A 15,418-nucleotide genomic window follows, 5' to 3' on the forward strand; every position below is an offset into this window, starting at 1 on the left:
AGCGCGCTGGCCATCACTCTCCTGGCGTCCCCGGCGGCAGGCTGTCATCACGCTCGTACCAGGATGGAAGCTCCAGCGCGTGACTTTTGAGCATGGCCTGGATGCACGCGTGCGCCTGGCCCCTTTCTGCGTGCTCGCATTGGTCCAGAATCTCCGCAGCCAGCGTTTCAAACTGCGGCCAGAACTGCGCTGGATGGCGCGACCGCGCCAACCAGTGCATCAGCATCTCGGCCAGCGCATCAAGCTGCACCTGTATTTCAGGGCGCACGTTCATCCCGGGGCCGCACCCAGATCAAGCGCGACGCGGTAGTGATGGCCGTCGTCGCGCAGCAGGACGGTGAGGTCCGGCTGCAGCACGCCATCCACGTGCAGCGTGGGCTGGTCCTGCGCAGTGCGGGTCACCACGAACTCGTAGAAGCTGCGGCCGAAGCGGTAGCTCAGTTCGAATGACGGCCAGTGATCGGGCAGGCACGGTGCCAACGAAAGACGATCGCCCTGGCGACGTATGCCCAGCAGCGATTCGACCAGCAGGCGATACATCCAACCGGCCGAGCCGGTGTACCACGTCCAGCCGCCTCGCCCGACGTGCGGAGGTACGGCGTAGACGTCGGCTGCCAGCACATAGGGCTCGACGCGATAGGTCTGGATCGCCTCCGGGTCCAGCGTGTGACTGAGCGGGTTGATCATGCCGGCCAGCTCCCAGGCACGCACCGCATCGCCCTGCTGTGCGAATGCCATGGCCGCCCACACGGCCGCGTGGGTGTACTGGCCGCCATTCTCGCGCACGCCCGGTACGTAGCCACGAATGTAGCCGGGGTCTTCCGGGGTCTGGTCGAAGGGCGGATCGAGCAGCTGGATCAGCTTGGCGTCCTTTCGCACCAAGTGCGTGTACAGCGAATCCAGCGCCTGCGAGGCACGTTCAGGCGCGGCGACGCCTGACAGCACCGACCAGCTCTGCGAAATCGAATCGATGCGGCATTCTTCGTTCTGTGACGAGCCCAATGGCGCGCCGTTGTCGAACCAGGCGCGGCGATACCATGCCCCGTCCCAGGCATGCTGTTCCAGGTTCTGGCGCAGGCTTTCGGCCTGCTGTTGGCACCACTCCGCACGCGGTGCATCGCCATGCGCGTTGGCCAGCCCGATGAAGCGGCGGAGCGTGTCATGCAGGAAGAAGCCAAGCCACACGCTTTCACCGCGCTGCCGGTCGCCGACGCGGTTCATGCCGTCGTTCCAATCCCCGCTGCCCATCAGTGGCAGGCCGCGCTCGCCGAGCAAGCGGCAACCGCGCTCGAGCGCGAGCACGCAGTGCGCATACAGCGTGCCGCGCTGCGTCGAAGGCGTGGGCATGTCGTAATACCCTTCCTCTTCGGGTGTCACCGCGCGCCCCTCGATGTAGCCGACCACTTCGTCCAGCACGCTGGCGTCGCCGGTAACCTCCAGGTAGCGGCATGCGCCCTGCGGCAGCCAGAGGTAATCGTCCGAACAGCGAGTGCGCACGCCGCGACCTTGCGGAGGGTGCCACCAGTGCATCACATCGCCTTCGGTGAACTGGTGTGCAGCGCATAGCAGCAGGTGCTCGCGGGTCAGGTCCGGGCGAGCGTGCACGAGGGCGAGTGCATCCTGCAGCTGGTCGCGGAAGCCGAACGCACCGCCTGATTGATAGTAGCCACTGCGCGCCAGGTAGCGGCAGCCCAGCGTCTGGTAGACCAGCCAACCATTGGCCAGTGCGTCCAGCGCCGGGTCTGGCGTGCGCACCTGCACCGTGGCCAGCACGTTGCGCCAGTGGATGCGCACCGCGTCCAGCGCGTCGATGGCCTCATGGGCGCCCTGGCGGCTTCGTGCCAACGCCAGCGTTTCCTTGCGGTTGCGCCCGGCGCCAAGGCGGAACGTCGTTTCGCTGCGGTCGCCTGCAGCCAGCAGCAACGGCACCTGGATCGCCGCGCAGGGATCCAGGCCCGCACCCAGCCGTGAATCCAGGCGCTCGCGACGCAGCGCCGCCGGTGCGTGCAGGCTGCCGTTGCGGCCGATGAACTCCAGTCGGTCACAGGTCCAGCCGCAGCCATCGGCATCGGTGTCGAAGAAGGCCATCCGGCCGCCGAAGTCGGTGCTGTAGGTGTTGCGCGCCAGCAGCGCGCCGCTCTGCGGGTCGCGTTCGGTGAGTACGTGCATGCGCGACTTCGCGCGCAGGTCACCCATCACCCATTCAACGTAGCCGATGGCCGACAACCGCCGTGGCCGGCCCGACAGGTTGTGCAGCCGCAGGACCGAGAACTTCAGCGGCGCGGCGACGTCGACGAAGACCCACAATTCGCTGGCGATGCCGTCTTCAACATGCTCGTAGACCGTGTAGCCGAAGCCATGGCGCGTACGGTACGCGCCGGTGCCACGGCGCGGCAGCGGCATCGGTGACCAGACACGACCGGTGTCTTCGTCGCGCACGTAGAAGGCTTCGCCGCCAGTGTCCGACACCGGATCATTGAGCCAGGGCGTCAGGCGGAATTCGTGTGCATTCTCGAACCATGTGTAGCCCGGTGCACTCTCACTGACCACCGTGCCCAGGCGGGCGTTGGCGATCACGTTGGCCCATGGCGCCGGCGTCGGCGCGCCTTCGCGTACCACCACCACGTACTCGCGGCCGTCCTCGCTGAAACTGCCGGTGCCGTTGTCGAATCGGCCGGTGCCGCGGTAGGGAAGGAAAGGCCACGGGTCGTCCACTTCTTCGTCGTGCTCGGCGCTCGGCGGCAGTCCGGGCTCCGGGCCCAGGTCGGCAACGATGGGCAGTCCGGGCGTCGCCTCCATCGACAGGGCCAGCTCCTGCTGCAGCGCCTGCGGCACCAGAGCCGGGATCCGTCGCGGAGGCAACGGCTGACGCCCCACCTGCGCGACCAACGTACCGTCTTCGTCGCTGATGACCGCCCGTGCCACCGCCTGCAACAGAATGCGGTCCTCGTGGGTCATGTTCTGCACCGGCCGCACGAAAATGCCGCCGGGGCGGTCGAGCAGGCCGGTCTCCGAACTGGCGGCCACCATTCCCAGAATCTGGTCCTGCAGCTCCTGCCGATAGCCGGCCTTGCTGTCGTTCCAGATGACCAGGTCGGTGTTGAGGCCCTTCTGGCGCCAGTAGGCATGCGCCTGCACCAGTTGCCGGACCAGTTCCACGTTGTCCGCGTCGGTGACCTTCAGCAGCACGATGGGCAGGTCACCGGAGATGGCATGGCCCCACAGCCCGGATTGTCCTCGCTGGTTCTGCTGCAGGACGCCTGCACCGGCGCGCAGCAGCGGACCGGCATACAGCACGTGGCTGGCCAGGCGCTCGTACAGCGATGCCTCGGCCTGGCTTGCGTTGATCTGCCGGCGCACCACCTGGCTGTGTGTCCAGGCCAGGTCGAAGACGCGGTCGGCCAGGCGGCGATCACGGTATTTGTCCACCAGTGCTTCGCAACCGCCGCGACTGGCGCCGATGCCATACACCATGTCCAGCTGTACGGTCTGCTCGGGCTCAAGCACCACGCGGACGCGGATGGCCACGATCGGGTCCAGCACCGAGCCATCGGTGCCGGACAGGTCGGCATCGGTGGTCAATGCCTGCGGCGTGCGCGGCGTGTTGCCACGGCCCAGGAAGCGCGCACGGTCGGTTTCATAGGAGATCGCCACCACTTCCGCATCGTGCACCGCCACCAGATGGAACATCCACGGCGGCACCTCGTCGTGCGAACGTGGCCGGCGCGTGCACAGCACCGCCTGCTTGGCGGCCAGGATCTCGCTCTGCACGAAGAGGTTGCTGAAGGCCGGGTGCGCATCGTCGGCCGCGGCGGGTGCCAGCACCACTTCGGCATAGGTGGTGATCTCCACCGTGCGCGGGCGACGGCTGCGGTTGGTCAGGCGCAGGCGCCTGAGCTCGATGTCGTCCTCGGCGGAGATGGCGACCTGCAGGTGGCTCTCGCAGCCGCGGCGCACACCGCGGAATTCCGCCTTGGCGTCAGAGAAGATCGCCTCGTAATTGTCCACTGCCACGCAGGTGGGCTGGTAGGCGGCAGACCAGAACTCGCCGCTGTCCACGTCGCGCAGATAGCAGAACGTGCCCCATGCATCGGTGGTACCGTCCTCGCGCCAGCGGGTAAGCGACAGGTCGCCGTGGCGGCTGTAGCCGCCGCCGGCATGGGTCAGCATGCCGTGGTAGCGACCGTTGGACAGCAGCTGAACTTCCGGGCGCGGGCCACCCGGGTCGCGCAGGACGCGCAGGGACGTCTCGTGCTCGGCCAGTGCCGAGTGCTCGCCAAGCGCTTCGACCTCATGGGGATGGAACACGCCCACGCGCGGGATACGTTCCTGCAGCAGCAGCAAGGTCGCCTGGAACTCGACATCGGCAAGGAAGCGGCGCTGCATCGGCTGGTCGCGCAACAGGTAATCCAGCGACAGCAGGCCCATGCCCTGATGGTGGGCCATGAACGAACGCAACAGGACGTGATCCTGTCCCGGCGGCACCCGGGTGGGCGTGTAGTCGATCGCCTCGTACATGCCGAAACGCCCGCAGAAGCCCAGTTCTTGCAGCGCCTGGAGGTTCTGGCAGGCCGCTTCCGGCGCCACCATCAGTGCCATCATGCTGGCATAGGGCGCGATGACCCGATCCTGCCCAAGGCCGCGTTTGAGCCCCAATCCGGGCACGCCGAACGCCCGGTACTGGTAGTTCAGGCGGGCATCGACGGCGTTGTAGCCGGACTCGGATACGCCCCATGGCAGGTTCAGCGTACGGCCGTAGACGATCTGTGCCTCGACCGCGTGCCGTGCGGTCTGGTCCAGCAACGTGTCCGGATAGCTGGGCATCACCAGCTGCGGCATGAGGTACTCGAACATCGAGCCACTCCATGACAGCAGTGTCGGCGTGCCGTTGACCTCGGTGAGCATGCGGCCGAGCGCGAACCAGCTTTCCTGTGCCAGCTGGCCCTGCGCAATGGCAACGAACGCGCCCAGCCGGGCTTCGGAAGCCAGCAGGTCGTAGAAGCTGTTGTCGAGGCGGTGGTCGTCTACGTTGTAGCCGATCGAAAGCAGGTTGCGGGTACGGTAGAACAGGAACCCGTATTCCATCAGCGAGAACTGCCCGGCGCGGTGCGCCAGGTCCTGCAGCTGCTCGATGCGCGCGCGCGCGTCCGCGCCGGCCGTACCGGGCAGGGCGGCCAACTGACGCAGGCTTGGCACCGGTGCATCGACGGCCGCGCTGGCATCGGCAGGGATATCGGCAAGCGAGGCGTGGGCGGCATGGCATTCGGCGGCGAACAGGGCCGGCCAATGCAGCTCACCGTCTTCGGGCGAGGGCGGTGCCGGCCATTGCAGCAGCACGGTGTCGGCCAGACCGGCCAGTTCCTGCAGACGGGCCAGCGACTGCGCCGTCCCGACGGGACGGTCGACACGCGTAGACGCCAAGCGCTGGCGAAGATGATTGAGCGCCTCGACCAGCGACGCATCGTCGGCGCGATGACGCTGCCGCTCCTCTTCCAGCACGCCCAGCGTATCGGCCAGGCCATCGAACGTGTGCGGCGCCAGCACCGGCGCATCCACCAGCGCGAGCAGGCCTTGGCGCAGGGTAAGCAGGTGGCCGGCAAGGTTGCCGCTGTCCACGGTGGAGACGTAGCGCGGCGGTAGCGGCGCCAGGGTTTCGGTGTCGTACCAGTTCAGGAAGTGGCCGCGATGGCGCGGCAGCTGGTCCAGCGTATCGAACGTGCGGGCGGTACGTTCAGCCACCGCGCCCTGCTGCAGATAGCCGAAATCCCACGCAGACAGATTCGCCAGCAGGGACAGGCCGATGTTGGTCGGCGAGGTCCGCCGCGCGACCACCAGCGCAGGATGCTCCTGGATGTTGTCCGGCGGCAGCCAATGGTCCTGCTCGCGCACCCAGGCCTGGAAGAAGGACCAGGTGCGCCGCGCCAGCCGGCCCAGGAACGCCCGTTGTGTGACCGACAACTCGGCCACGCTTGCCGCCGGCGGGCGGCCCAGCCACGCCATCAATGCCGGCGCAAAGGTCCATGCCAACAGCAGCGGCAGGGCGATCGGCAATGCCTGCGGACGCACGCCGGCCACCACAGCCACCAGCGCGAGCGCCAGCAGCGAGGCCGGCGCCATCACCCGCCATTCCGCGCCACGGTCGCTGCCAAGGCGGCGCTCGACTTCGCTGGAGGGATTCCATTGCAGCAGGTGACGGCGTGTGACGGCCATGCGCCAGAGCGTGCGCAGCACGGCGTCACTGGCCAGCAGTGCTTCGTAGGGCAGGCACGCAATCTGGGTGGATGCGCGCAGCAACGACTGCAACGTACCGCGCCCGACCTTGATGTAGTGCGCTTCCAGCGGAGTGTCTTCCGGAACGCTCAGGCCATCACGCAGCATGCCTATCAGCGGCGGCGCGAACCACAGCGCCAGCACCCACGCGGTCCACGCAGCAGGGTTCCGCGCATACAGCCAACCGGCTACCAACAACGCCAGGGCAGCGATCGGCACCACGCTCCGGCGCAGGTTGTCCAGCAACTTGCCGCGCGAGAGCAGGCTGAGCCGGTTGCGTTCCCAACCCGGGCCCGGGCGCGGTGTCCACGGCAACAACCACGGCAGCAGCTGCCAGTCGCCACGGATCCAGCGCGCACGGCGCTTGGCGTCGGCGGCGTAGCGCTCGGGATAGTCCTCGTACAGGCGCACATCACTGACCAGGCCTGCGCGTGCATAGCAGCCTTCCAGCAGATCGTGGCTGAGGATGCGGTTCTCGGGCAGGCGGCCCTCCAGCGCATGCTCGAAGGCGTCGACGTCATAGATGCCCTTGCCCACGAACGAGCCTTCGTCGAACAGATCCTGGTAGACGTCGGAAACCATGCGCGTGTACGGATCGATGCCGGGCTCGCTGCCGAACATCCTGGCAAAACGCGAGGTGCGGCGCCTGCCCAGGCTGGTGCCGACGCTGGGCTGCAGGATGCCGTAGCCCTCCACCACGCGTTGCAGCTGCGGATCGAAGCGCGGGCGGTTGAGCGGGTGCGCCAAGGTGGCGACGAACGCGCGTGCCGCATCCCGCGGAAGCTGCGTGTCCGAGTCCAGCGTGATGACGTAACGGACGCCGATCAGGGCCGCCGCGTCTCCGACGATGCGCATGAACGCAGCCGCATCGCCTTGGCGGAGCAGGGCATTGAGCGCGGCCAGCTTGCCGCGCTTGCGCTCGTGGCCCATCCACACACCTTCGCCCGGGTTCCATTGCCTGGGCCGGTGCAGCAGGTAGAAGCGGTCGCCGCGCTCGGGCGCGTAACGATGGTTCAATTCCTCGATCCGTGCCACGGCGTGCGCAAGCAGAGCGTCGTCCATCGGCGCCTGTGCTGCTGGCGCGTCGAGAAAATCCGTCAACAACACGAAGCGCAGCTGGGGATCGCGGTTGGCCAGGAAACGCACCTCCAGCGCTTCGACCAGAACGTCGATGCCGTCGACGCTGGACAGCATCGAGGGGACCGCGACCACAGTGGCGCACGCGGCAGGAATGCCTTCGCTGAAATCGAGCTTGGGAAGCGGCCTGGGGGCGACCAGCACCGTCGCGGTCCAGTTCACCAGCACGATGCCCAGCTCACTGAACACCAGCAGCCCGAGCAGCGCGGCCAGCCAGACAGGTACCGAGCCGCTGCCGGTTGCCAGCAGGCCGCTGGTGGCCAGCACCGCCAGCAGGCCGATCGGCAGCAGGTACAGCGCAAGCGGCACGCGATGCGCCAGTCGCCGTGCCTTGCGGTGGCGCGGTGCTGCCTCGGCCACCGCCGCAACAGTGGTCTGCAGGCCTTCGCCGACCAGCCAGTAGCCCACGTGCGTGCGTGGGCCGTCCGCCGGCGTAGCCGCCCGTGCCAGGTCCAGCGCGATGGTCGCAACGCGTTCCTCGGCGATGCGGCTGCCGCGGGCAATCTTCTCCACCACATGGCGGTAGGCATCGCGGGTGCCGAAATCCATCTGCGCATAGACGCCCATGGGTTCTTCCCGCAGCCGCTGCTCGACCACACTCATGTCTTCGACAAAGGTGCGCCAATCCATGGTGGAGAGGAAGCGCAGGCTGCCGATGCTGTTGCCGATGGAGACCTGGTCGGCCGCCTGCTGCTGCCCCTCGGCGGCAACCAGTTCGTCGATGCGCTGCCCAGCCGCCGCCGCCCACTGTTCCAGCCACGCGATGGGCATGGCCCACGCGCCGCCGCGCCCCTGCAGCGAGCGCGTCAGCTCGGCGATGAACGCGCCGGTCAGCGGCGGCGCGGATCGCGCCATGTCGGCAACCACCAGGACCACATCGGTAGGGGTGTCGGACGCCGCGCGATTGAGCTGGTCGGCCCACTGCGCAGCCAGGCGGCGGTCGGTCCCATCGCGCATCACCCGCGCGGCCATGCGCCGCAGGTTCTCCAGCAGCGCCAGGCGCAGCATGATCGGAACGGCCCACAGTTCGCCCAGGCTCAGCGGCGCGAGCGACTGGTACGAGGCGATGAAGCGGCCCAGCGTATCGGCGTCAATGCGGCCGTCACCGTGCGCGATCGCCTGCATCGACAGCTCATACACCCGTGGCAACCCGGCCGATGGGCCGGAGGCAAGTGAAGGCAACTGGCGGCTGTAGCCGCGCGGCAGGTGGCGTCGCGCGGTCTGGATCTGTTCTTCGACCAGGTAGTAGTTGTCGAGCAGCCATTCCCCCGCCGGGGTCACCGGCCGCTGTTCGCGCACCACGCTGCTCAGCAGCGTGTTGGCGTCTTCCAGCACGCGCTCGTTGGCCTGCAGTCGTTCGAGCAGGCGCTCCGGGCTGGGGCGCAACCGCACGCGATGCTGTCGCGCAAGTGCGCGGCCGTACTCCTCCATCTGTTCAACGTTGTACAGCGCGGCACGCAGTGGGCCCTCGGTGGCCTCGATGGCCGGGGCCGAGGCCTGGTGCTCACGCCAGCGCCAACGCACACGACGACGCAGGCGCAGCCAGCGGCCAAAAAGACGACGAAGGTGGGGCATAGGTTACCGATGGGGGCAGGGCGCGTCCTGCATGGTTGCATTGCAGGGGCCGTGGTAACTGTGAAGGCCGGGCCCGGTTGGCGTGCTCGCCGCTCAATGCGGTCTGATCCTGAGGCGACCCGGAGTCAGCAAGGCAAGGGTAGTGCCGGCCGCTGGCCGGCAACGCGCCATCCATCGCGCTCCTCGACTACGATGGATGCCGAGCCTGCTCGGCGCACTTCTTTCTATGTCGAGGCCAAGGCGCGCCCGCGCCGGGTCGCCCCAGGCGAGTGCCCGATGACGCGCTTGTAGGCGCGACTGAAAGCGGCCTGCGACGCGTAGCCGAGGCGCTCTGCCACTACCTCGATCGGTAGGCTCTGGTGGGTCAGCCATTGACTTGCCAATTGCATCCGCAGCTCAGTCACGTACCGCAGGGGTGCGGTTCCAATAACGGTCTGGAACCGATCTGCAAAGACAGAGCGTGAGATGTTGGATTCTGCGGCCAGCGCTTCGACGGTCCAGTCACGCCCGGGGTCTCTGTGCAGGGCAAGCAACGACAGCGATAGACGCGGGTCGCGCATGGCCATGACCAGGCCGGATGCGCCGTCGCAACCGCGCTCGACCCAGTCACGAACGATCATGGCGGCCACTGCATCCGCCAGCCGGGAGAGTATTCCTGCATATCCGATACGTCCGGAGCAGACCTCGCGCTTCATCGCGTCGACCATGGGCAACAGCCCAGGGAACTGCGTGCCGTTGCCATCGGCCAACATCACCGCCGGCATCACCTTGCTCAGCCCTTGCATGCCGCCCAGATCGAACACCATGCAGCCGTGGAAGAGCACTGCGCTCGGCACGGCGTGCGTGCTCGGGCACGTGTCTATGCCGCTCACCGCGTCACCCAGCGGGGCTGCGTCTATCGTTTCCAGGCACTGGACGGGGTGGTCGTCGCCCGACAGCAACGCGTGTCCTTCTCCGCGGGGAAGAAGCACGACATCCCCGGCAGACAGGCGGTGTTGGCTACCGTCCGCGCCACGAAGAATGGCAGTGCCCACTGCCAGGTAATGGAAGTAGGCATGGCCTGGCTTCGGAGAAAATCCAAGCCCAAAGGTCGGCCCGGTCTGAATGCGTCGGTATTGAACGCCATGCAGCCGCATGCCGGTCAGCAGCTCGCTGATCAGGTCGGTGGGCTGGGATGGAGCGTGGCTCATGAGACGACCCGGGGTTTCGATCAAAAATACAGGTCAGGCAATCATAGATCATCCGGGTGTAGCTCCCTAGACTCTCGGCTGCACGATTGCACTGGGATCTTTGATGAGTAATGACGTAGCTGATGCCGCAGACGCACCTGATTCTGTGGCCTGGAGTAGCGGGGAATCTTCTTCGTCGGCATGGGTAGCGGTGTTTTCGCTGGCCATGGGTGTCTTCGGGCTGCTCACGGCCGAATATCTGCCTGCCAGCCTGTTGACGCCGATGGCGGCGGACCTGGCGGTGTCGGAGGCGCTGGCTGGTCAAGCAGTGACGGTCACCGCTGTAGTGGCCCTGTTCGCTGGCCTGCTGGTGCCGCGGCTGACCCGTTCGATAGACCGGCGCCTGGTGCTGTTGAGTTTCACGGGTCTGATGATCCTCTCCAACGCCCTGGTGGCATTGTCGTCCAGCATGGGCGTCCTGCTGGTGATGCGCGTCCTTCTGGGCATCGCGCTGGGCGGTTTCTGGAGCATGGCAGCGGCCGTGGCCATGCGGTTGGTGCCGCCGCAGCGCGTGCCTCGCGCGCTTTCCATCATTTTCAGCGGCATTGCGGTCGGCACCGTGGTTTCCGTTCCTTTGGGGAGCTACCTGGGAGGTCTGCTGGGCTGGCGCAGCGCCTTCTGGGCTGCGACGGCGGTAGGTGGACTCACGTTCGCGTTCCAGTGGTTCACGCTGCCCCGAATGGCCCCGCGTAAGGCGGCAGTCCCAGAGTCGGTGGTGGGGCTCCTGCGCCGGCCAGGCGTTGCGGTCGGCATGCTGGGCTGCGTTCTGGCGCACACCGGTCAGTACTCGCTCTTTACGTACATCCGCCCCACGCTGGAGAGCCTGGGGCAGATGAGCGCGGATGGCCTGGCGCTGATTCTGCTCGGATTCGGTGTGGCGAATTTCGTTGGCACCCTGCTGGCCGGCTGGCTCATGGAGCGCAGCTTGAAAGTCACGTTGGTGATCATGCCCGCCTTGGTTGGCGCAGCCGCGCTGGGCATGCTCCTCTTGCCGGTGGGCGTTGGCGGACTGTCGGTCCTGGTCGCGCTCTGGGGCCTGGCCTTCGGTGGCGTGCCCGTGGCCTGGTCGAGTTGGGTTGCACGTGCGGTGCCCGATCAGGCCGAGAGTGCCGGCGGGATGGTGGTCGCTGCTGTGCAGTCTTCCATCGCTGCGGGTGCCGCTTTGGGCGGCCTGGTGTTCGGGTTCGGGGGCATTGTTGCCGTGCTCACCGTTGCTGCGGCGGTGATGCTCATCGCGAGCCTGCTCATTGCGTTCCGTGTCAGGGTGAGTTCGGCGACGTTGTCGGCGGGTCCGGTGTTTCACATCTAGCCGTCATCTGTCCTGAGCGTCCTACTGGGTATCAAGCCGGTAATCGACCGGGTGTTTTCGTGCGCTGAACTACCTGAGGCGTTCAGCCGGCGCGGGCAATGCGGGCCGCGCTGATCTTGTCGGCCCTGGTGTCGCCCCGGACCTCAGGCATCTCGCCTCAGCCAGGCCACCAGCGCCGAAAATGCCGGCGAGGGCTGCCGACGGTTCGGGTAATACAGGTGATAACCGGGGAAAGGCAAGCACCACTTGTCCAGCACGGCAACCAGCCGCCCCTCGGCAATGTGGTCGGCCACCATCGGCTCGGGCGCATACGCCAGGCCCAGTCCATCCAGTGCGGCATTGATGACGTGGATCATGCTGTTGAACACCAGTGGCCCATCACCGCGCACGGTGAATTCCTTGCCCTTCTCTTCGAACTCCCAGGCATAGATGGCGCCGTTCGGGCGATGCCGGATGTGCACGCAGCGATGTTGCGTGATATCGGCAGGCTTCCTTGGCTTGGCGTGCCTCTCGAAGTAATCGGGGGATCCAACCACCACCAGGCGCCAATCCGGTCCGACCCTGACCGCGATCATGTCCTTGCTGAGCGCCTCACCCAGCCGGATGCCGGCGTCGAAGCGCTGTTCAACCACATTGGTGAAGCCGTAATCGACGTAGAACTCAAGTGTGATGTCCGGATACTCGGCGAGGAACCCGGCAAGGCGAGGGCGGACGATGGTCTCCATGGAATCGTCCGTACAGGAGATACGAAGAGTTCCGGCCGGGCGGTCGCGCAGATCCCCCAGTGCCTCGACGCTGGCGACGATGGCCTCGAAGTGCGGTGCGATGGAGCGCATCAGGCGCTCGCCCGCCTCGGTCAGGGAGACGTTGCGCGTGGTACGGGCCAGCAGGCGGATGCCCAGGCGCTCTTCCAGCAGCCGCATGGAATGGCTGAGCGCTGAGGGCGTAACACCGAGGCGGACAGCTGCCCTGGTGAAGCTCTGCTCCTGTGCCACCACCAGGAAGGCTTGCAGATCATTGGTCTTCACGCCGTTCATGGGCCAATTGTGAGCGCAACTCAATAATGCATCAACTTTCAGCTGGCTTATCGCGGTAGCGGGCGGCGCCTATCGTGGCGACCTGACTCCCCGTTGAGGCCGTCCGTACATGAAACCCACCACGCTGCTGTTGGCACTGATCGCCAGCCATTTCGTTCCGCAGTCGGCCTTGTCCGCTGAGGCGCCGGCGGCCACAAGAACCGCCGGCGCCGACAATTTCTACAGAAGCGCCAGCGTAAAAGGCGAGCGCGTCAGCTTCCGCAACCAGTACCAGATGGAAGTGGTCGGGACGCTGTACCGGCCGCAGGGCCTGACGCATGGCGGCCGCGCACCCGCCGTGGTGGTCGGACACCCGATGGGCGCGGTGAAGGAGCAGAGCTCACAGCTGTATGCGCAGAAGCTGGCTGAGCAGGGTTTCGTTACGTTGGCGATCGATCTTTCCTTCTGGGGAGAGAGCGCCGGTACCCCGCGGCACTTGGTGTCGCCTGAAATCTATTCTGACGACATCAGCGCGGCGGTGGACTTCCTGAGCACGCAGTCGTTCGTGGATCCGCAGCGGATTGGTGGCCTGGGCATCTGTGGCAGTGGCAGTTTCGTGATCAGCGCAGCCAAGATCGACCCGCGCATCAAGGCAATCGCTACGGTCAGCATGTATGACATGGGAGCCGCCGCGCGCCAAGGGCTGAGCCACGCGCAATCGCTGGAGCAGCGCAGGCAGATGATCAAGGCTGCAACGGACCAGCGTCTGGTCGAGTTCAACGGTGGGCCGGCAGTCCATGTACCTGGCACCGTGAACAAGCTCGAGGCCGATGCGTCCGAAGTGCAGCGCGAGTTCTTTGATTTCTACCGCACGTCGCGTGGCGCTTACACTGCCGAAGGCGAGCGCAGCGACTTGACCACCCAGCCGCTGTTCAGCAGCTTGGTCAAGTTCGTCAATTTCTACCCCTTCAACGATATCGAGACCATCTCGCCCAGGCCGATGCTGTTCATCTCTGGCGACCACGCCCACTCGCGTGAGTTCAGCGAGGACGCGTACCGCAGGGCAGGGCAGCCGAAAGAGCTCTACTGGGTGAAGGATGCCGGTCATGTAGACCTGTATGACCGCACCGACCTGATTCCCTTCGCAAGGTTGGCGACGTTCTTCCAGCAAGGTCTCGCTGGGAAATGAGCAGCAACGACGCGACGGCCGACCGGGCCAACTGGGGCGGGGTGCTGGCAATGACGCTGTGCGTGTTCGCACTGATCGCCTCTGAATTCATGCCGGTGAGCCTGCTTACGCCCTTGGCGGCTGACCTTGGCGTGAGCGAAGGGCTGGCCGGGTATGGGATTGCCATCTCTGGTGCCTTCGCCGTGCTGACCAGCCTGTCGATCTCCCGGTTGGCCGGGAGCATCAACCGGAAGACAGTGCTGCTGACGCTCACCGCATTGATGGCGGTATCCGGCGTGGTGGTGGCATTGGCTCCCAGCTACCCGATCTACATGATGGGCCGGGCATTGATCGGCGTGGTGATCGGTGGCTTCTGGTCCTTGTCTGCGGCCACGGCCATGCGGCTGGTGCCAGCAGCGCAGGTGCCGCGAGCACTGGCAATCTTCAATGGCGGCAACGCGCTGGCAACGGTAGTGGCTGCCCCCTTGGGCAGCTACCTTGGCGGCGTGATCGGATGGCGTGGGGCATTCCTGTGCCTCCTGCCTGTGGCCGCCATCGCGCTGGCATGGCAGTGGCTGTGTCTTCCTTCCATGGCCGCGGAACGACGGCAATCCCGGGGCGGGGTGCTGGCCCTGTTGCGGCGGCGGGTGGTGATGTTGGGAATGGCGGCGTGCGGCATCTTCTTCATGGGGCAGTTTGCCTTGTTCACCTATGTGCGCCCGTTCCTGGAAAAGGTCACGGGTGCAGGGGAATCCGCCGTTCCGCTGGTGCTGCTGGCCATTGGTGCAAGCGGCGTTGTGGGCACGCTCGCGATCGGGGCATTCATCAGGCGTGGTCTTTATCGCACACTGGTGGCCGTCCCGATCCTGATGGCGGTGATTGCCGCGGCGCTCGTGGCGCTGGGGCCTCAACTCTGGCCGACGGCCGCACTGTTTTCGGTATGGGGTCTGCTGGCCACGGCTGCGCCGGTGGGTTGGTGGAGCTGGCTGGCACGCACGTTCACCAACAACGCTGAAGCGGGCGGCGGGCTGATGGTAGCGGTGGTGCAGTGCTCGATCGCGCTGGGCTCCAGCCTTGGCGGCGTGCTGTTGGACAGTGTTGGTTTCGCCTGCACATTCCTGGCCAGTGCGGGCTTGCTGCTGTTCGCGGCATTGCTCGCCTATGTCACGGCCGCCGATGCTGCGTCCGCATCCGGCTCGGCGGTCGCCGTAGAGGCATGAGGCTGATGAGGCGCGCGACGAGGATCATTGGGCAGCTGCTTTCGCTTTGCCTTGCCTTCGCGGCGGTGTCCGCATGCTCTGCCGAGCAGAAGCATCACACCGTCGCGCCCATGAAAAACGCATCCAACCCGGAGGTGCCCTCAGTGAAGGTTCGACTGATCATCAACAGCCAGACGTTGTCGGCCACGCTGGAGGACAGCGTCCCTGCACGCGAATTCGCCGCACAGTTGCCGATTACGCTGCAGCTTGAGGACCATGCAGCTACGGAGAAGATCGCGCAGCTCCCGTACGGTCTCAGCATCGCCGGCGAACCGGATGGGTTCACGCCAGTGGCCGGCGATATCGCCTTCTACGCGCCGTGGGGAAATCTGGCGCTCTTCCACAGGCCGTTCCGTTACTCGAAGGGTTTGGTGCGGTTGGGCCGCATCCAGGGGGACTTACAGGCGCTTCGCGCGGAGGGACCAGTGGAAGCGCGGATCGAGTTCGAGTAGACG

The 15,418-nt window shown here is 66.3% G+C and carries 8 protein-coding genes; 4 read left to right on the top strand and 4 right to left on the bottom strand.

All coding sequences use genetic code 11. From position 1 onward, the window contains the following. Nucleotides 1-13: 13 nt before the first annotated feature. From ABIA73_RS01860 to ABIA73_RS01870, 3 genes are all read right to left on the bottom strand, one after another. On the bottom strand, nt 14-274 hold the full coding sequence (locus tag ABIA73_RS01860; protein WP_025874540.1) for a hypothetical protein: 261 nt from the start codon (nt 272-274) through the stop codon (nt 14-16). Next, on the bottom strand, nt 271-8,982 hold the full coding sequence (locus ABIA73_RS01865; protein ID WP_354275341.1) for a glycoside hydrolase family 94 protein: 8,712 nt from the start codon (nt 8,980-8,982) through the stop codon (nt 271-273). The genes ABIA73_RS01860 and ABIA73_RS01865 overlap by 4 nt, the downstream gene beginning before the upstream one ends. A 224-nt stretch (nt 8,983-9,206) precedes the next feature. Then, nucleotides 9,207-10,172 (bottom strand): AraC family transcriptional regulator, encoded by a 966-nt coding sequence (locus ABIA73_RS01870; protein WP_080148914.1) that lies wholly within the window; start codon nt 10,170-10,172, stop codon nt 9,207-9,209. A gap of 190 nt (nt 10,173-10,362) precedes the next feature. Between ABIA73_RS01870 and ABIA73_RS01875 the strand changes: the two genes are divergently transcribed. Continuing rightward, nucleotides 10,363-11,520 carry an MFS transporter gene (locus ABIA73_RS01875; RefSeq protein WP_354275342.1) on the top strand — a complete coding sequence of 386 codons (1,158 nt, stop codon included), beginning with the start codon at nt 10,363-10,365 and terminating at the stop codon, nt 11,518-11,520. Between the two features lie 143 nt (nt 11,521-11,663). Here the strand turns inward: ABIA73_RS01875 and ABIA73_RS01880 are convergent, their stop codons facing one another. Further along, nucleotides 11,664-12,557, bottom strand: coding sequence for a LysR family transcriptional regulator (locus ABIA73_RS01880; RefSeq protein WP_033831116.1), 894 nt, complete (start codon nt 12,555-12,557; stop codon nt 11,664-11,666). A gap of 109 nt (nt 12,558-12,666) precedes the next feature. On the opposite strand from ABIA73_RS01880, the gene ABIA73_RS01885 reads away from it, so the two are divergent. The 3 genes from ABIA73_RS01885 to ABIA73_RS01895 are packed head-to-tail and all read left to right on the top strand — an operon-like array spanning nt 12,667 to nt 15,415. Further along, complete coding sequence (locus tag ABIA73_RS01885; protein WP_218787520.1) at nt 12,667-13,725, top strand: alpha/beta hydrolase; 1,059 nt, start codon at nt 12,667-12,669, stop codon at nt 13,723-13,725. After that, nucleotides 13,722-14,924 (top strand): MFS transporter, encoded by a 1,203-nt coding sequence (locus ABIA73_RS01890; RefSeq protein ID WP_263928851.1) that lies wholly within the window; start codon nt 13,722-13,724, stop codon nt 14,922-14,924. Before ABIA73_RS01885 ends, ABIA73_RS01890 begins: the two co-directional genes overlap by 4 nt. 5 nt (nt 14,925-14,929) lie before the next feature. Continuing rightward, entirely contained in the window at nt 14,930-15,415 is a 486-nt protein-coding gene (locus ABIA73_RS01895; RefSeq protein ID WP_218787518.1) for a cyclophilin-like fold protein, read from the top strand. Nucleotides 15,416-15,418 lie beyond the last annotated feature (3 nt).

This window comes from Stenotrophomonas sp. 2694, from assembly GCF_040548715.1.
In the GTDB taxonomy this organism is placed as follows: Bacteria; Pseudomonadota; Gammaproteobacteria; order Xanthomonadales; family Xanthomonadaceae; genus Stenotrophomonas; species Stenotrophomonas indicatrix.